The following is a 16,750-nucleotide window of genomic DNA, read 5'->3' as shown; positions in this document are numbered from 1 at the left end:
CATGAATATCTTAACGGGCGTCTACATCCCGGACGAGGGCAGCATCCTCATCGACGGCCAGCAGGTAGCCTTCAACAATCCGCGCGAGGCGCAGGCGGCCGGCATCGCCACCATCTTCCAGGAACTCGACCTGGTGCCGACGCTCGACGTCGCCGCCAACCTGTTCCTTGGCCGCGAACTGATGCGGCCGGGCGGCTTCCTCGACGTGCCGGCGATGCGCGGCGAGTCCCGCAAACGCTTGGAAGCCATCGAGCTTGCCATAGATCCGGCCAGCATGGTCGCCGATCTGTCGATCGGTCAGCGCCAGGTCGTGGCGATCGTCAAGGCGCTGTCCTACGCCTCGCGCGTGCTGATCATGGACGAGCCTACGGCGGCACTGACGGTCGGCGAGGTCGAAAGGCTGTTCGACATCATGCGCAAGCTCGCTGGCAGCGGCGTCGGCATCGTCTATATCTCGCATCGCCTGGAAGAGGTGCCGCTGATCGCCGACCGGGTGACGGTGATGCGCGACGGCCGTGTTGCGGGCGTCACCGAGCCGCGCGCGCCGCAGGCGGAGCTGGTTCGGCTGCTGGTCGGGCGGCCGCTGGACGAGCTTTATCCCGAACGCACCAGGACGGCCGGCAAGACGCTGCTCAGCCTGCGCAACGCGAGCTTCCGGCTTGCCCATGAAAGTGCCGGATGGCAGCCGCCGACCGGCATCTCGCTCGACGTCAATGCCGGTGAGATCGTCGGGCTGGCCGGCATCATGGGGGCAGGGCGCACGGAACTGCTGAGCGCGCTCTATGGCGCCGGTCTGTCCGGCCGTTGGGAAGGCGAGGTCGCCATCGACGGCCGGCCGGTGAAACTGGATTCGATCAAGGCCGCGCGCGACGCGGGGATCGCCTTCGTCACCGACGACCGTCGGGGCAGCGGGCTGATGCTCAGAATGGCGGTAGGCCTCAACCTCGTCATGTCGGTGATCCGCCGCATCTCGCCGGCAGGCCTGATGTCGCCGCACCGCCAGGCTGATGCGGTCAGGCAGTCGTTCGGCCAGTTCGACATCAGGCCGAAGAACCCCGACATCGCTGTCGGCGCGCTTTCGGGCGGCAACCAGCAGAAGGTGGTGCTGGCCAAGGAGATTCTCGGCAATCCCCGGCTGCTGCTGCTCGACGAGCCGACACGCGGCGTCGATGTCGGCGCCAAGGGCGAGATCTATGCGCGGCTGCGGCAACTCGCGGCGCAAGGGCTCGGCATCCTGGTCGCCTCCAGCGAGATGCCTGAGTTGATCGGCCTGTGCGATCGCATCGTGGTGCTGCGCCAGGGGAGCAATGTGGCGGAATTCATCGGCGGCGTCGATGAGCACACGGTGCTTGCCGCGGCAAACGGCAGGGAGGCCTGATGGCGCAGGACAAGATTTCGATCGCAGGGGCGCCTGTGGTGCCCGTGCCGGCAGCAAAACATCGCGACCCGCTGGCCCTCATCGTGCGTTTCCAGAGCTTGATTGGACTGGTCCTGGTGGCGATCGGCGGCATCATCTTCTCGCCGCGCCGGCATGGCGAAATCCTGTTCCTCAACCCCGACAACATCGCCAACATCGTGCGCGCCGTGTCGGAAACCGGCATCATCGCCATCGGCATGACCTTCGTCATCATCACCGCCGGCATCGACCTCTCGGTCGGCGCCGTGCTTGGCCTTTCCAGCGTAGTGACCGCATCGATGATGATTTCGGGTGGCTTTGGCCTCATCCCGACCATCCTTGCCGTGCTGGTCATGGGCATCGTCTTCGGCACGATCCAGGGCACCATTTCCAGCCGCTTCCGGCTCGAGCCGTTCATCGTCACGCTGGCCGGCCTGCAGGCGGCGCGCGGCCTGGCGCTGGTGGTGTCGGGCAATCAGTACATCAACATTTCCTATGGCGACGGGCCTGGCCTGGCGCCCCCGGTGTTCGCGGTGCTTGGCGAACGCCTGTTCAGCAACACCGTTCCGGTGGCCACCATCGTGTTCATCGCCTTTGCCGCGATCGCCACGGTGGTGCTCAACACCACACGTTTCGGCCGCTATGTCTTTGCCGTCGGCGGCAATGAGCGCGCCGCGCGCATTTCCGGCGTGCCGGTGTCGATGGTGAAGATCTCGGTCTATGCCATCACCGGCTTTGCCTCCGCACTTGCCGGCATCGTGCATGCCGGCCAGTTCAATTTCGGCAGCGCCAATGACGGCATGGGCTACGAGCTCACCGCAATCGCCGCCGTGGTCATTGGCGGCACCAGCCTGTTCGGCGGCGCCGGCTCGATGGTCGGCACCGTTGCCGGCACCATCATGCTCGGCGCGCTCGCCAACATCCTTCAGCTCAACAACATCACCCCCGCCATGCAGCTGCTCGCGACCGCCGCGATCATCGTGCTGGCGGCAGTGCTTCAATCCCTCGTTCGCCGCCGCGAGGGTTTGGGCCGTTAGGACGAAGCGGCGGCAAGTAAGTGTCAGTCAACCAAGGTCTGGCCCCCCGGCCCGACGAGGAGGAGAGTGAATATGGAAACCACGAGAAAAAGGCGTGCCCTCAAGGCCGCGCTTATGGCAGGCGCTGGCCTGTGCATGGCGGGAGCCGCCCAGGCTGCCGGCCCGATGGTCAAGGCCTGCGCCAAGGACGGTCAGTTCATCATCGGCTTTTCGCAGGCGAACAATGCAGAACCCTATCGCCAGCACGTCAATGACGAGCTGACCGCGGCAGCGAAGCAAGTGCCAGGCTTCACGCTGCAGATCGCCGACGGCGCCGGCAACGTCAACACGCAGACTTCGCAGGTCGACAACTTCATCACCCAGAAGGTCGACCTCCTGCTGATCTCGCCCTTCGAGGCGGCACCGCTGACGCCTGCCGTCAAGCGTGCCATGGATGCCGGCATCCCGGTCATCGAACTCGATCGCAAGACGGTTGGCGATCCTGGCAAGGACTACACCGCCTTTATCGGCGGCGACAACTACAAGATCGCCATGGAAGCGGGCAAATACACCGCCAAGACCTTGCTGCCGGACGGCGGCGAGGCAGCCGTGCTCGAGGGACTGCCAAGCTCCACGCCGGCGGTCGAACGGCTGAACGGCTTTAAGGACGGGGTGAAGGCGAATGCCAAGATCCAGGTTGTGGCTGAGCAGGCGGCCGACTGGGTGCCGGACAAAGCCCAGACCGCCTTCGCCGCCATGCTGCAGGCGCATCCCGACATCAAGGTGCTCTACGCCTCGAATGATATGATGGCGGCGGGCGCGCTGCTTGCCGCCAAGGGCGCCGGCAAGGACGTCAAGATCATCGGCACCGATGGCTTGCCGGGACCTGCGGGCGGCATCGAAGCCGTCGCCAAGGGTGATTGGGCGGCGACCTTCACCTATCCGACCGGCGCCAAGGAAGCGATCGAAATGTCGAAGAAGATCCTGCTCGATTGCGCCTCGTCGGTGGAACCCACGGTCACCGTCGACACGACGGCGATCACGGCCGAGAACGCCAAGCAGCTGTCGGGTAAGTAGCCACGGCTGCAACTCACGAGAAGAGGGCGGGCGCGACCCCGCCCTCTTTGCGTTCGCAACTATCAAAGGCAACTCAAAAGAGGGCATCGCGCTGAAAGTACGCCAAACAGGCTAAGGCGATTCCATATTTGACAGAGCCCGGCAAAACGGCCGGCGCGGTATTGCCGGCGAGACAACAGTGAAACCCGCGTCGGCGCTGCGGCTAGTCATAGCCGCCCCGCCAAGCTAGCGCTCGCCCGAAGCCGGGCAATCCAGGCACTTCGGTTTGGTTAAAAACGTACGGTGGAATCCCATTGTGCCTACGTCGGATGTGCTTATGAATCGAAGTCGTCACCAACTGGGTTACAGGGCGTCGGTGCTTGAGACTTCGCAAAGCTCCCGCCCTCTGATGGGGAGTTGGCATCATGGACCGGCCATGTAATCAGGTATCGCCTTTTGTCCGCGACGTTCTGCGCAGCGCCTTCATAAAACTCGTCATCGAAGAGAAAATCCCTGAAGATCGATGGCGTACGTTTGCTGAGCAGTTGATAAGCGACTTCACGGATAGCGATGACATCGATCCTGAGTTGCTGGAATGGATCATACGCAAGTAGCTGCGTAACCCGGAAACGATAAAAACCCGCCGTTGCGACGGCGGGTTTTTACCGTTCAGGCGAAGCCGTGGGGACATGCACCCATGCGGCGGCGGGGCTTTGGGGGGCACATTGTCTGCGCCGCACATGGCGCCTTTCCCCACGTAAGCCGAAGTGTAATTTTACTTCAGCGCTCACGCAATTGCGCCAAAAGGATTACCAGCCGTAGGGGAATGCAGGGGTGTTACCCTGCCAAGCGCCGCTGTCGGTCTCTAGGTTCGTCTTCGATTGTAGCACGAACGACGAGAACAGATGGTGATTCTGATGGCGGCTCGTTTCGCAGGGCTGCAGCCGAAGAGGGAAAATGAAGCGCCGCACCCCACGCTTCACCCCACATTTTTCATGGACGTTACTGGACCTTGCCGGATTTCTGTAGCCTTCCTCGCGGAGATAGTTCGCGACAGCGTTCCTCACGTTACTTTCCCAAACCAATCAAGGTGGCGTCGAGAGATCCTGCCGGGTGCTGCTCTTTCTGCTGGGTGGTTGCAGACCCTCATAGAGCGACGATTGTGACCCCCGCCGCCGCCGGGATTATCATCGAGCATCATACTCGTCATGAAGACGGACCCAATCGCCCAAAGTATGGGACGGCCCATTTTCATTGCGACCGAGCGGGGTCAGGTCGAGATAGCTGTATGTGCCGATCAGGTTCTCGCCGCCACGTCCTCGCACCTGGAAAGTGCAATAAATCTCGCCATCGCCATCTTTGTAGAAGACGGTCGCTCCAGCGCGGTCTCTCCCTGTCATCGCGACCTCTTCAAAATTGAACAACACCCTCCCCGAGGCGCACCAGCGTCAACAACTCGCGGCGGACCGGCGAGCCCTGCCTTGGCTGCGGATCGAAAAGCCGTACGAGTTCGATACGGCGCGATGATGTGATCCGTCATGCCGCCTTACCGGGACTGGTTTGAAGCGCATAAGGTGCACTTCAAGAAAGAAAAGGCGTTTACGCGACTACGACCCAAGGAAGAAATCGCTCGCTGACCTCTTTGAGGGCCGTAGCCAGTTAATCGTCTATCACTTCATGTTTCCGCCTAATGCGGATTATCGCTGCACCGGCTGTTCATTCCTTTCGGATCACATCGACGCCGCCAATCAGCATTTGATGCATCACGATGTCTCCCTGGTCGTATGCTCGCGCGCTCCTCTGACTGAGTTGCTGGACTTCAAGGCGCGGATGAATTGGCAGTTCGATTGGGTGTCGTCATTCGGAAGCGATTTCAATTTCGACTTCCAAGTATCGTTCACGGAGGATCAGATCCGTTGTCGAAAGCCACGATCCGACACCAGCGGCGAGATTTCCACGGAAAAGAGCACAGGTGACAACACCGAACGCCGGTGGGCGTCTCGGAGATAGCGAAGCCATGAAGTGCTCGCGGTTGCAAATCTACCGGACCCTCAAAGGGTCGTCAGAGGACGTCGCCTGAGGCGACCACTACACACGCAAAACCATCAAATCACCGCGTGACCCGAGCGCCAGACAGCGGGGTTTCGGAGCCGTCCAGCGAGTCCCCAAATCGGCAATAGTGCGAAACGTACGGTTCGCGGAATTATGGTACAGTTTGCCATCGTCTGCATTTGCCACGGGCGCAGGCGGCTGGGAGATGACAAGCGCTCTTGCCTTTATGGGAGGGCGCCATGGACCAGGAAGTTACCCAGAGCAGAAGCGAACTGTTAGGTCGCCTCAGCCAAGCCGATTTCGAACTCCTTCAGCCCTACATGCACAACCGACATCTTAAATTGAAGACTCCGCTGGAATCGGCTGCCGAGCCCATTGAGTGCGTCTACTTTCTCGAAAGCGGCATCGCATCTGTCGTGGCGAAAATTCGGCCGGAAGCGAATGCGGAGGTAGGTATTATCGGCCGCGAAGGTATGACCGCCTGCGCCTTGGTCATGGGCGTCGACTGGGCAACCCACGATTGCTATATTCAGGTGACGAGTGAGGCGGTTGGCATCGACGCGGAGCCGTTCAAGGCTGCGCTGGAAAGCAGTCCAACTCTCCGGCTCTTGCTGCTTCGCTATGTTCACTACCTGCACATCCAGACCAGATCCACGGCGTTGATCAATGCCCGCGCGAGGCTGGAAGATCGGTTGGCGAGATGGCTGCTGATGTGCGACGACCGGATCATCGGCGACGAAATCGCGATCACCCACGATTTCCTGGCCGTGATGCTTGGCGTCAGGCGTCCCGGCGTAACGATCGCCCTGCAACTGCTGGAAGGAGACGGGCTCATCAAGTCCCGCCGCGGTGAAGTCACCGTTCGCGACCGAGAGGGCCTGATCGCTGCCGCTGGTGGCTTTTATGGCGAGCCTGAAGCAGAATATGCCCGGCTGCTCGGCAAGTCCGGGCCACGGGTGGCGCCTCGATAGAAAGCTGGGTGGTCGGCGCTTCGAAGCATTGCCACGGCCCGCCGGTACAGGGTGCACGTACGGACGGCAAGCCAAAGTTCGCCTTCATCTAAGTGGCCGATTTGAAAGCGATCAAGCACCGCCGAAGCTATGAGCTCTGCTTGTTGGCTTGTGTGGTCGAAATTTCGCTCGGCACAAAGCCGGTCGAAGACCCGTTGGCAGATCTGCAAATCAGCGGGACAAAAGCAAGAATTGCCGAGCTGGTTCAACATCGAGCGCCTCCCAGTACGCACGTGCAAGAACGTTCCCTCAGAAACGATTTAGAGACCGCAAGCGGCGAGAGTCAATGAACGGTTAAGGGCGTACATTTCGTGGTAGGCCTCATCCAGAAGGTTGGCCCCCGCAGCAAGTTTCGAGCATCGCCAGTTTTGATCAACGCCGCGCTTTTTCTATCTCTGGAACCCGCGCGAAGCCCCTTGAGAGTTAACTTGATGTCAAAAATCCTCGCAATGCCCACAGTTATCTCCCGCTCGCGGCCATCAGCGGGGACAATACGCTGCCAGTTCAACTGCGGACAGCTCGGCCGGATATGTTTTCGCTAGTCGGGCAAATCGCCTCGCTTTGGTTTTTCATTATCCAAAGCGGACAGCTTGCGCGTGGCCTCGTCAACTGCCACGCCAACCAGCGCGTCGAACTCCGCCACAGCCTCAATGTGACCGCCCGATGAGACGGACCTTCGGATCTGAAGCAGGAGAAACCTAGCATCGCGCAGGACGACGGACAGATCGTTATTGCCCATGGCTCGCCTCATCGCAGGACCAGTCGAGAGGCCGTCCGCAGGCCATCTTACCCAATGTACGCTACATCGCAAGAGATTTGTCGGAAACGTACAGAACTCGACAAGATACAACGAGCTTCAGTCGATTTGGTTGCAGCCGCTGATTGCCCGCCATGCGATCTCAGGTGGCGAGGATCAGGTGATCCTGGCTTCCGCGTCGCTGAGGTTCTTGTTCTTGAGCATATAGAGCATGTGTTTGGCCTCCTTGAGCGCCTCCGCCAAACCGACAAGCGAGACACCTCCCAGCCCTATGTCCCGCCGCCGTCCCTGGACGACGACCCAGAGTATCCAGCGCTTGGCGCCCGATGGGTCAACAACCGATAAAGTCCATTTCCATCAGCGTATCTGCCGGGAGATAGCTTCTGCTTGAGCTGGAGAGCGCTAAGTTGCTTTTCCTGTGTGCTGGCCCTGACGCTTTATCGAAGATCTCGAACTCGCCCCAAAACGTAGACGGATTTGGTTGAACCTCAATCGACATCGCTGGACAGTTGAAACTTCATAACCATCTTGTTTTGATTGAAAGACAGGACATTATAGGATGTCCCTGGCCACCGCATTGGCGGGCGCTCTCTCCGTCGCTTAGCAATACCTGCTGCGCGCTGGAAAATTGGAGGCGGCTGCGGTCGACTGAAACGCGGAGATATTTAAGAGGCTTTCGACCCTTCTTAGTGCTTCCAGCGGCAAAGGCGCTCACAGCTAGCTAATTTCATCAGATATGAAGTCGCCTGTTTGGCGTTTCCACAAGCGCGCAAACGTTTCTCCCAACAGTGCGACAAATGACGCCTCGAACTGGGCGAGGCGGTCAGAACGTCAGAACCGTTGCCGTGGCAACTCAGACCTAGGTCCAGTCATTACGTGGACTAAGGTCCAGGGGAGGAACATTTTGAATTCAATCAAGTTCGGCGGGGCGGGGCAACGCACTCCATAGGAGCATTGAAACATGAGAACCAATTTCAAGATCGCCGCTGCTGCGGTTCTGCTGCTTGCCGGCGTCGGCGCAGCTGCAGCTCAGGACGTTGTGATCACGCCTGAACAGGACACGGTCGTAAGGGAATATGTTAAGAAGCAGCCGCTCGCTTCTGTGAAGGTTCCCGGTGTCGAACTCAATGTGGGTACGGCTCTGCCCGAAACCGTCGAGGTTCACGAAATCCCCAATGTCAAATATCGCTATGCGGTGATCGACAACCGAACCGTCCTTGTGGATCCGGGAACCCGAAAAATTGTGAAGGTCTACGATTGACGAACACGTAGCGCAACGTAGCACTCCTTACCCTTCCTGATTGGCCCGTCACCGCTTCTAAGGTGGCGGGCTGCGGGCTTTGACACTCGGCCAGGACGAGGCACGCTGCAGGCGTGTTTCGACACCCCTGCAAAGTCGGCTTGACGAAACATTAGTGATCTCTAACTATTCGTGCTGCGGCAGACGATGCTAACCCCATCGTTGCTGAAGATCGGGATCTTCACCGGGCTCCCGATCGGCCCGCGCTTCCTGCAAGCGGCGCGGGCTTTGCTGGAAGCCAAGCGGCAACGCCGTATCGATGGGCAATCCCTTGTCGTCAACGGCGATGCAATCGCTGCCGCATGGCAAAAGACTGTGACGACGATGCGGACCGCGGGCATAGTCGGTCAGGCTCTCTCGGCAGCAGAGTCGATCGGCAACGATTTTCTTGAGTTCCGTCGCGATCGGGCAGGGGGAGGGCACTCAAACCCAACTACGGATCGCGCAGCAGACGACAAGCAGGGCCAGAAGTCTTTTCTGTCCCATCCCGGCATGAGAGAATTGAATGCACTGATAGGAGATTTGGACATGGCGCAAACCCCCTTGGAAATGCGGCGTCAGATGGCCCGCGTCAATCAGGCTCTCGACAACATGCGCGAGACGCTGCCGCCGGCGCATCAAGGACAGTTCGAACAATACCGTGAAGAGGTCAACAACAAGATGCATGATCGTCTCGCGCGGCTGCAATTCGAGCGGCAGCAGCAGCGTCGTGGTGGCGGTGGCGAGCCGATCCCCGAGCGTGAGGCACGAGGGCGAGACCTTCCAGCTCCGGACGATCCCCGCCAGCCGGAGCAGCCGCGCACAGGCACCGAGCAGGAGAAGGTGAGAGCCAAGCAGAAGGAAGCCAACAAGCAGAAGGCTCATCAAGCAGAAGAGCAGGACCGCAAGACACAGCGCTCAAACGAGAACGATTACGAGCGTTGACCAAGGGCCGACCTAGCGTCCTCGCGCGGTGGACGCATTCGTCACAGAATGATCAGGCTGGATGGCAGCAATGCTCCCGACTCCGTCGCAGAGTTCAATTTTTGCGATTGCCTGAAAATAGACATGTCCTACGACGGCTGGGGTCGCGTTTTCACACAAGCAGACAACGGTGATTTAGCAAACTTCGCACCCGAGGTGCACATTTCTTTCCCAGCGCTTGATGATCATTCTTTGGTGGGATTGCTGGCCGAGCGGGTCGGATGCCTAAGATTGGTAGGCGTCATACCGGTCTGCTGACGGAATACCCGGCTGAAATGCCCGGCATTTTCGAAACCGCATCGGTATGCGATTTCCCCTATCTGCAAGTCGCTGTCCTCCAGCAGGGACTTCGCATAATGCACCCGTAGCGCGAGATACGCCGCCATCGGGCTGACGCCCAATTCAGTCCCGAAAAGACGCTCCAGCTGGCGCCTGGAACAATTCAACCGGCCTGCGATCTCGGTGATCGAGACTTTCTCCTGAATATTGCTTTCCATCAACAGAAGAGCCCGCTTTACCGCGCGGCTCGACGCTTCGGGAAACAGATCCCCGACGGGCTGCACGTCCCTGGTGTTTCGAATACGATCAAGGACAAGGATCTTGGCGGCTTTTTCCGCCGCTTTCCGACCGATGAATTGCGACACGAAATAGCCGGCAAGGTCAGCCGCACCCGTGCCGCCGGCACAAGTGGAGCGGCCACGGTCGACGGAAAACAGACTATCGGCATGTGCGTTCACATCGGGGAACTCAGCCCGAAAATCCTTGATGTGGAACCAGCTGACGGCGGCGCTATAGCCATCCAGCAACCCGTAACGGGCAAGCGCGAAACTTCCCGTGCAAAGCGCGGTAAGAGGCACCCCCTTCTCAGCGGCTCGCAAAAGGAATGCCTCTTTCTCTGAACTGAGGGCTCGATTGGTGTCAAGCAGGCCACCGACCACGACGACGTTGTCAAAGTCCTCCGGATTGCCGATCTCCTTCGTCGGAAGCAATTCGACGCCGCAGCTGGCCCTGATTGGCAGGCCGCGTTCGCCAATGATCTGCCAGTCGAATTCGACCCTGCGGCTCCGGTCGCCCTCATCGCCCGCCAGGCGCAACGTGTCGATGAAGAGCGACAGCGGTGACAAGGTGAAGTCGCGAACCAGGAGAAAAGCAAACCTCTTGGCCATTCCTTTTACCTAGGCTGTCCTTGTGCGTTGTTCGATTAGCAGTGTGGGTCGGATCCGTCAGTGTCCCCCCGACGGGTGTGATTTGATGACCGCTGTATATTGTGTACCAAGAAAATACAATCCGTTGACTCGCTCACCAACGCATGCGATTCTTCCTCCCAGACTAAATGTCATTGACTATCAGAATCATTCCGAAGGTGCGCGATGAAGGGCAGCAAGGGCAGTCTCTACGACGATCTGAAGCGTCGCATCCTGACGATGGAACTTGATCCTGATGAGGATCTGGATGAGGTGGCGCTCAGCGAGCGCTACGGTCTCTCGCGGACCCCAGTCAGGGAAATCTTCCGCAGATTGGAGGGCGAAGGATACATCGAAATCCGTGCGAACAGGGGAGCCCGGGTTGTCCCGATGAACCATTCGACACTTCGGCATTTCTTCTTGGTCGCGCCCATGATCTACGCTGCCATCGGCCGATTGGCCGTCCAGAATTTCAAGCCCTCACAGCTTTCGGATCTGAAGGACACACAGGAGCGTTTCCGCAAAGCAAGTGTGTCCAGCGACGCGCTTTCCATGGTGCTTGAGAACAACAGATTTCACGAGATCATCGGCGAGATGTCCGGCAATGCCTACCTTCAGCCGAGTCTCGGAAGGCTGCTGATAGACCACGCCCGTATCGGTCACACATTCTTTCGGCCGCGCAACGCTGACATGCGCAAGCGGCTTCAGTTAGCAGTCGAACACCACGACGGCTTCATCTCTGCTATCGGCGCTCACAAAGAGGATGCCGTTGTCGACCTCGTGTTCGAGCATTGGGAACTGTCGCGCGAAAACATGGAGATGTTTATCGCGCCCCAAGGATTGAAGGCCGATGCCCTCGTTGGCGATCCTTGACCGCATCGCTGTAATCGATCCCGGTGAAATTCGAAGACCCAACTTTCCGGATTACCTCCGGGTTGGGATCATCCCATTTGCTCAAATCACGTGACAGAGCGGGCTCGAAACGCACTGCGCGAGAGGAATGCTCGCTCTCGCTGCTTCTGGTCTTGAGGCAGTTTGCCGGCAATCGCATAGTCGTCGGCAAACTCAGCCGAACCCAATTGACCGGTCCCGGATCGTCCTCGCGAGCAGGTAGTGTGTTTTCAAAATATAAAAATTGTGTACGCAGATAATACAATCCATTGACTCCCTGACGACCCTGTGCGATTTTCCAAGCCATCAAATGCGATCGGCGGGTTCGGGGCACTGAGAATTCTCGCGTGAGAAGTTCGCAGACGGCTTCGTGCGTCTCGAAAAGCGCATTCGTCGAAACGGCCACTCCATCGACGGAGGAATGACTTGAAATTCGAGGGTATCTATACGCCAGCGGTGACGCCGCTTGAGCCCGATGGGCAGATTGATCGCTCCGCCTTCGCGGCAGTTCTTGAGTCACTCATCGACGCCGGGGTGCACGGCATCATCGTCGGTGGTTCGACGGGCGAATACTACGCGCAGAGCGCCCAGGAGCGCTTCGATCTCGCCGCCTATGCCAAGGAGGTCATTGGCACCCGGCTCCCGCTCATCGTTGGAACGGGGGCCATCAGGACGGAAGACTCGGTCGAATATGCCAAGGCGGCGAAGGAAATTGGCGCTGATGCCATCCTCGTATCGTCGCCTCCCTACGCCTTGCCGACCGAAAGAGAAAACGCCGTTCATGCGCTGACGGTGGACCGCGCAGCGAACCTGCCGATCATGCTCTACAACTATCCGGCCCGCATGGGCGTCACCATGCGGGAGGACTTTTTCGCCCGCGTTGGCAGATCCAAGAATGTCGTGGCGATCAAGGAAAGCTCGGGTGAAATGAGCAACGTCCACCTGCTCGCCCGTAAGTTTCCGCACATCTCGCTTTCCTGCGGCTGGGACGACCAGGCGCTCGAATTCTTTGCATGGGGCGCCAGGAGCTGGGTTTGCGCCGGCTCCAATTTCCTGCCGCGCGAGCATGTCGCGCTCTACGAGGCCTGCGTGCTCGAAAAGAACTTCGACAAGGGCCGCGCCATCATGACCGCGATGCTGCCGCTTATGGATTTTCTGGAGTGCGGAAAATTCGTCCAGTCGATCAAGCACGGCTGTGAGTTGATAGGCCTGAAGGCAGGCCCGGTGCGGGCGCCACTGCGCTCGCTCAATTCAGAAGAAAAGCGAACTCTCCAGACTGTCGTCGCCACCTTGAAGCGCACGGTCGCCCAGATCACGTCGGGAGCAAACCATGCATGACCCTTTGACCGCTGCCGAATACAAGGCGATTGCCGCAGGCCTTCAATTTCCGACCAATGCCTTCATTGATGGTGCATTTCGTCCGGCGAATTCCGGCAAGACATTCAAGACGACCAATCCAGCGACGGGCGATACGCTTGCCGAGATCGCGGCGTGCGATGCTACCGATGTCGATTTCGCAGTCGCCAAGTCCAGGCAAGCTTTTGACGACGGCCGCTGGCATCTCCGCTCGCCCAGTGAACGCAAGGCCGTACTCCTCAAATTCGCGAAGCTTCTGGAGGATAACCGTCACGAACTCGCGGTCATGGAGAGCCTCGACAGCGGCAAGCCGGTCCGCGAATGCCAGACCGTGGATGTTCCGGACACGATCCATACTCTCCGCTGGCATGCCGAACTGATCGACAAACTCTATGACAACGTTGCCCCCGTGGGCTCGAACGCGCTGACCATGGTTGTGCGCGAACCGGTCGGCGTCGTCGGGTGCGTCCTGCCCTGGAATTTTCCGCTGCTGATGCTGGCCTGGAAAATCGGTCCGGCGCTTGCCGCCGGATGCTCCGTGATCGTGAAGCCGGCCCAGGAGACGACGCTGACGACGCTTCGTGTCGCGGAGCTGGCGCATGAGGCGGGCATCCCCGCAGCCGTCTTCAATGTCGTCACCGGCAGCGGCAAGGAAGTCGGTGAGCCGATCGGCATGCATATGGATGTCGACATGGTGGCGTTCACCGGATCGACACCGACAGGTCGCCGTTTCCTGCATTACGCGGCGGACTCCAACCTCAAGCGCGTCGTGCTGGAATGCGGCGGCAAGAACCCGGCGGTGGTTCTCGATGATGCCGAAGACCTCGACCTCGTCGCCGAGCAGGTGGTCAACGGCGCGTTCTGGAACATGGGGGAGAATTGCTCGGCCACGTCGCGGCTCATCGTCGACGCCAAGATCAAGGACGAATTGCTGCAGCGGATCGGCGCCTATATGCGCGAGTGGAAGACCGGCGATCCGCTCGACCCGGAAAACCGCATCGGCGCGCTGGTCAGCAAGAACCATTTCGAGAAAGTGAAATCCTTCCTCGGCGACGTGAAGACCGAAAAGCTTTCCGTCGTCCATGGCGGGGCCACGCATAAGGGCATCTACATCGAGCCGACCATCGTCGACGGCGTCACGCCTTCGAGCCGCCTCTTCCAGGAGGAGATCTTTGGACCGATCCTTTCGGTCACGACGTTCAATTCGCTTGCCGAGGCGATAGCTCTCGCCAACGACACGAATTACGGGCTGACCGCATCCGTCTACACAGGCAGCCTGCGCAAGGCGATCAAGCTCTCGCGCGAAATCCGGGCGGGCGTCGTGACCGTCAACTGCTTCGGCGAAGGCGACGCAACGACGCCGTTCGGCGGCTACAAGGAATCCGGCTTCGGCGGACGCGACAAGTCGGTCTTCGCGCACGACAACTACTGCGAATTGAAGACGGTCTGGATCGACGTATCGGATCGTTCAATCGACGAGACCATCCGGTGACCGACATCGTCGTCAAGCGTCTTCCGGCGGAATCCGGAACCTCGGGCTGGGAGGCGATCAGCAGACGCGGCTTCCCCGTCCGGACGCTCGACGGCGACGTTTCGGCCGACTGGCTGATCATCGGTGCCGGCTTCGCGGGCCTCTCCGCCGCGCGGCGGCTGTCTCAACTGCGGCCTGACGACAAGATCGTCGTGCTGGAGGCGGGTGAGATCGCCAAAGGGACCTCGGGCCGGAACTCCGGCTACATGATCGACGTTCCGCACAATATCTCGTCGGGCGAATATTCCGTCGCCGATGAGGCCGAGACAAGGACGGAGATCGCCCAGAACCGTTTTGCGATCGCTTTCGCCGCCGACGCCGCCGCCGCATATGGCATGACCGTGCGCACCTTCGACCCATCGGGAAAGATCAATGCTGCGGCGACAGACCGCGGGATGAGGCTCAACGAAAGCTACGGCCACTCGCTCGCTGGCATTGGCGAAGAGCACCGCTTCCTGGATGCGGACGAAATGCGGGAGATCACCGGCTCATCATACTACCGGGGAGGTCTCTACACGCCGGGCGCCGTGATGATCCAACCTGCAGACTATATCCGCGGGTTTGCGGCCGGGCTGGCATCGAAAGCCGACATATTCGAGCACTCGCCGGTGCTCAAACTGGAGCGCCGGAGCGGGATGTGGAAGGCCATGTCGCGCAACGGAAGTGTGACCGCTCCGAAAGTCATCCTGGGCGTCAATGGCCACGTCGAGGATTTCGGCCACTTCCGCGGCCGCCTTATGCACATCTTCACCTACGCATCGATGACCGCCCCTTTCACGTCGAGGTCCACCGGCAAGGACAGGTGGGCGTTACTCCCGGCCGATCCGATGGGGGCGACGGTCAGGAAGATCACATCAGATGGGTCTTCGCGTATCGTGATCCGGACCAGGTTCACCTACGACTGGACCGTCCAGGTCGGCGAGAAGCGCTTGGCCGGGATTGGCGCTGAGCAGCGGACATCCCTGGACGCCAGGTTTCCGGACCTCAAGGATGTGCCGTTCGAGCACGTCTGGGCCGGGCGGCTTTGCCTCAGCCGCAACCATGTGCCGGCCTTCGGCGAAATAGAAGAGGGCCTCTACTCGGCGTGCTGCGAGAACGGTCTCGGGACCGTGAAAAGCACGCTCGCGGGCGTCATGGCCGCCGATCTGGCGACCGGCACCCACTCGGACATGCTCGACAAATTCTCGGATCAGCCGGAGCCCGCCAGGCTCCCTCCGGAGCCGCTCGCATGGCTCGGCGTCAACACCGTGATCCGATTGCAGGAATTGCGTGCAGGCCGCGAGGGATGAGCCCTCGCCGCGCAATATGAGGACTGAGCCGACCGCAAAGTCTTCAAATGAGAATGGGAACAACAATAAGGAGTGAGTAAAATGAAGACGTTGTGGAAAGCGCTCTGCGCTGCCGCGATGGTCGGTATGACCATGCTGTCCGCGCAGGCGGAAGAAAAGACCATTACCATAGGCACGATGTCCTGGGAGGACCTCACCCCGATCACCGGCATCACCAAGAAGGTGCTCGAAGATTCCGGCTACACCGTGAAGGTGGTGCCTTTCTCAGAGTGGGGCATCGCCTACGCCGCGTTGGCCAAGGGCGACGTCCAGATCCTCGCCTCGCAGACGGACTATGTCGCCCAGGACTACTGGGACAAGAACAAGAAAAAGCTCGAGAAGATCTCTCCGGTTTCGCACGGTCTTTTCCAGGGCGTTGCGGTGCCGAAATACGTGACGATCGAATCGATGGACCAGCTGAATGACAACGCCGACAAGTTCGGCGGCAAGATCGTCGGTATTGAGCCGGGATCGGGTCTGATGCGTGATACGGCGAACTCTGTGAAGGCATACGATCTGAAACTTCAGCTCGTCGAAGGCAGCACCGCGGCCATGACCGCAGCGCTCAAATCGGCAACCGACCGCAAGGAATGGATTGCTGTCACCATCTGGGAACCGTCGTGGATGATGCAGAAATATGACGTGAAGTTCCTCAAGGATCCGAAGGCAATCTTCCCGCCGCCGCAGAGCTATTACTGGATCGGCAAAAAGGGTTTCTCGGCTGACAATCCGCACGCACGCGAGGTCATCGCCAGCGTCTACGTCCCGCTCGCCGACATCACCTCGATCAACTCCGCCGTCAACGAAGGCAAGACCATGGACGAGGCCATCAAAGCCTGGACCGATAGCCATGCCGATCTCCTGAAGCGCTGGGAGAACATCAAGGCCGAATAATCGTCCGGCGGGTCGT

Annotated in this window: 15 protein-coding genes and 1 pseudogene; 13 read left to right on the top strand and 3 right to left on the bottom strand. The window is 59.8% G+C overall.

What is annotated here, in order from left to right:
- The 4 genes from NKI20_RS23560 to NKI20_RS23545 all read left to right on the top strand — a co-directional run.
- The coding region (locus NKI20_RS23560) for a sugar ABC transporter ATP-binding protein (RefSeq protein ID WP_352834832.1) at positions 1-1,378 on the top strand (1,378 nt) is incomplete at its 5' end.
- The gene (locus NKI20_RS23555; RefSeq protein WP_352486259.1) at positions 1,378-2,433 is read left to right on the top strand and encodes an ABC transporter permease; all 1,056 of its coding nucleotides are present in this window, start codon (positions 1,378-1,380) and stop codon (positions 2,431-2,433) included. The genes NKI20_RS23560 and NKI20_RS23555, both read left to right, overlap by 1 nt.
- A gap of 72 nt (positions 2,434-2,505) precedes the next feature.
- Positions 2,506-3,489 carry a substrate-binding domain-containing protein gene (locus tag NKI20_RS23550; protein WP_352834829.1) on the top strand — a complete coding sequence of 328 codons (984 nt, stop codon included), beginning with the start codon at positions 2,506-2,508 and terminating at the stop codon, positions 3,487-3,489.
- Positions 3,490-3,893: 404 nt separating this feature from the next.
- Positions 3,894-4,082: a hypothetical protein gene (locus NKI20_RS23545; protein WP_352834826.1), complete on the top strand. Its 189-nt coding sequence runs from the start codon at positions 3,894-3,896 to the stop codon at positions 4,080-4,082.
- 573 nt (positions 4,083-4,655) lie between these two features.
- Here NKI20_RS23545 and NKI20_RS23540 read toward each other — a convergent pair.
- Positions 4,656-4,892, bottom strand: coding sequence for a DUF899 family protein (locus NKI20_RS23540; RefSeq protein WP_352834823.1), 237 nt, complete (start codon positions 4,890-4,892; stop codon positions 4,656-4,658).
- Between NKI20_RS23540 and NKI20_RS33790 the strand changes: the two are divergent.
- Positions 4,885-5,478, top strand: a pseudogene (locus NKI20_RS33790) (DUF899 family protein). The gene NKI20_RS23540 and the pseudogene NKI20_RS33790 overlap by 8 nt on opposite strands.
- A gap of 281 nt (positions 5,479-5,759) precedes the next feature.
- Positions 5,760-6,491: a Crp/Fnr family transcriptional regulator gene (locus NKI20_RS23530; protein ID WP_352834820.1), complete on the top strand. Its 732-nt coding sequence runs from the start codon at positions 5,760-5,762 to the stop codon at positions 6,489-6,491.
- A gap of 577 nt (positions 6,492-7,068) precedes the next feature.
- On the opposite strand, the gene NKI20_RS23525 is transcribed toward NKI20_RS23530, so the two are convergent.
- The gene (locus tag NKI20_RS23525; protein ID WP_352834817.1) at positions 7,069-7,269 is read right to left on the bottom strand and encodes a hypothetical protein; all 201 of its coding nucleotides are present in this window, start codon (positions 7,267-7,269) and stop codon (positions 7,069-7,071) included.
- Between the two features lie 979 nt (positions 7,270-8,248).
- Here NKI20_RS23525 and NKI20_RS23520 point away from each other — a divergent pair.
- Positions 8,249-8,548 (top strand): DUF1236 domain-containing protein, encoded by a 300-nt coding sequence (locus NKI20_RS23520; RefSeq protein WP_352486263.1) that lies wholly within the window; start codon positions 8,249-8,251, stop codon positions 8,546-8,548.
- Positions 8,549-8,749: 201 nt separating this feature from the next.
- A complete protein-coding gene (locus NKI20_RS23515; RefSeq protein ID WP_352834814.1) occupies positions 8,750-9,511 on the top strand; it encodes a hypothetical protein in 762 nt (253 codons plus the stop codon).
- Positions 9,512-9,735: 224 nt separating this feature from the next.
- Here the strand turns inward: NKI20_RS23515 and NKI20_RS23510 are convergent, their stop codons facing one another.
- Complete coding sequence (locus tag NKI20_RS23510) at positions 9,736-10,716, bottom strand: GlxA family transcriptional regulator (protein WP_352834811.1); 981 nt, start codon at positions 10,714-10,716, stop codon at positions 9,736-9,738.
- A 204-nt stretch (positions 10,717-10,920) separates the two neighbouring features.
- On the opposite strand from NKI20_RS23510, the gene NKI20_RS23505 reads away from it, so the two are divergent.
- From NKI20_RS23505 to NKI20_RS23485, 5 genes are all read left to right on the top strand, one after another.
- The gene (locus tag NKI20_RS23505) at positions 10,921-11,607 is read left to right on the top strand and encodes a GntR family transcriptional regulator (RefSeq protein ID WP_023758681.1); all 687 of its coding nucleotides are present in this window, start codon (positions 10,921-10,923) and stop codon (positions 11,605-11,607) included.
- Between the two features lie 444 nt (positions 11,608-12,051).
- On the top strand, positions 12,052-12,963 hold the full coding sequence (locus tag NKI20_RS23500; RefSeq protein ID WP_023758682.1) for a dihydrodipicolinate synthase family protein: 912 nt from the start codon (positions 12,052-12,054) through the stop codon (positions 12,961-12,963).
- Positions 12,956-14,473, top strand: a complete 1,518-nt coding sequence (locus NKI20_RS23495; RefSeq protein ID WP_023758683.1) for an aldehyde dehydrogenase — start codon at positions 12,956-12,958, stop codon at positions 14,471-14,473. The genes NKI20_RS23500 and NKI20_RS23495 overlap by 8 nt, the downstream gene beginning before the upstream one ends.
- Positions 14,470-15,801 (top strand): NAD(P)/FAD-dependent oxidoreductase, encoded by a 1,332-nt coding sequence (locus NKI20_RS23490; protein ID WP_023758684.1) that lies wholly within the window; start codon positions 14,470-14,472, stop codon positions 15,799-15,801. The genes NKI20_RS23495 and NKI20_RS23490 overlap by 4 nt, the downstream gene beginning before the upstream one ends.
- 81 nt (positions 15,802-15,882) lie before the next feature.
- Positions 15,883-16,734 (top strand): glycine betaine ABC transporter substrate-binding protein, encoded by an 852-nt coding sequence (locus NKI20_RS23485; protein ID WP_023758685.1) that lies wholly within the window; start codon positions 15,883-15,885, stop codon positions 16,732-16,734.
- Positions 16,735-16,750: the final 16 nt, after the last annotated feature.

Source organism: Mesorhizobium sp. M0830, assembly GCF_040319965.1.
GTDB lineage: Bacteria > Pseudomonadota > Alphaproteobacteria > Rhizobiales > Rhizobiaceae > Mesorhizobium.
Note: the sequence above shows the minus strand (reverse complement) of the source record. Positions and strands in the feature narration are given on the sequence as shown.

Coding starts and splice junctions, on each gene's coding strand:
- NKI20_RS23530 (WP_352834820.1), top strand. CDS start 5,760: ATGGACCAGGAAGTTACCCAGAGCAGAAGCGAACTGTTAGGTCGCCTC.
- NKI20_RS23510 (WP_352834811.1), bottom strand. CDS start 10,716: ATGGCCAAGAGGTTTGCTTTTCTCCTGGTTCGCGACTTCACCTTGTCA.
- NKI20_RS23505 (WP_023758681.1), top strand. CDS start 10,921: ATGAAGGGCAGCAAGGGCAGTCTCTACGACGATCTGAAGCGTCGCATC.
- NKI20_RS23555 (WP_352486259.1), top strand. CDS start 1,378: ATGGCGCAGGACAAGATTTCGATCGCAGGGGCGCCTGTGGTGCCCGTG.
- NKI20_RS23550 (WP_352834829.1), top strand. CDS start 2,506: ATGGAAACCACGAGAAAAAGGCGTGCCCTCAAGGCCGCGCTTATGGCA.
- NKI20_RS23485 (WP_023758685.1), top strand. CDS start 15,883: ATGAAGACGTTGTGGAAAGCGCTCTGCGCTGCCGCGATGGTCGGTATG.
- NKI20_RS23495 (WP_023758683.1), top strand. CDS start 12,956: ATGCATGACCCTTTGACCGCTGCCGAATACAAGGCGATTGCCGCAGGC.
- NKI20_RS23545 (WP_352834826.1), top strand. CDS start 3,894: ATGGACCGGCCATGTAATCAGGTATCGCCTTTTGTCCGCGACGTTCTG.
- NKI20_RS23525 (WP_352834817.1), bottom strand. CDS start 7,269: ATGGGCAATAACGATCTGTCCGTCGTCCTGCGCGATGCTAGGTTTCTC.
- NKI20_RS23520 (WP_352486263.1), top strand. CDS start 8,249: ATGAGAACCAATTTCAAGATCGCCGCTGCTGCGGTTCTGCTGCTTGCC.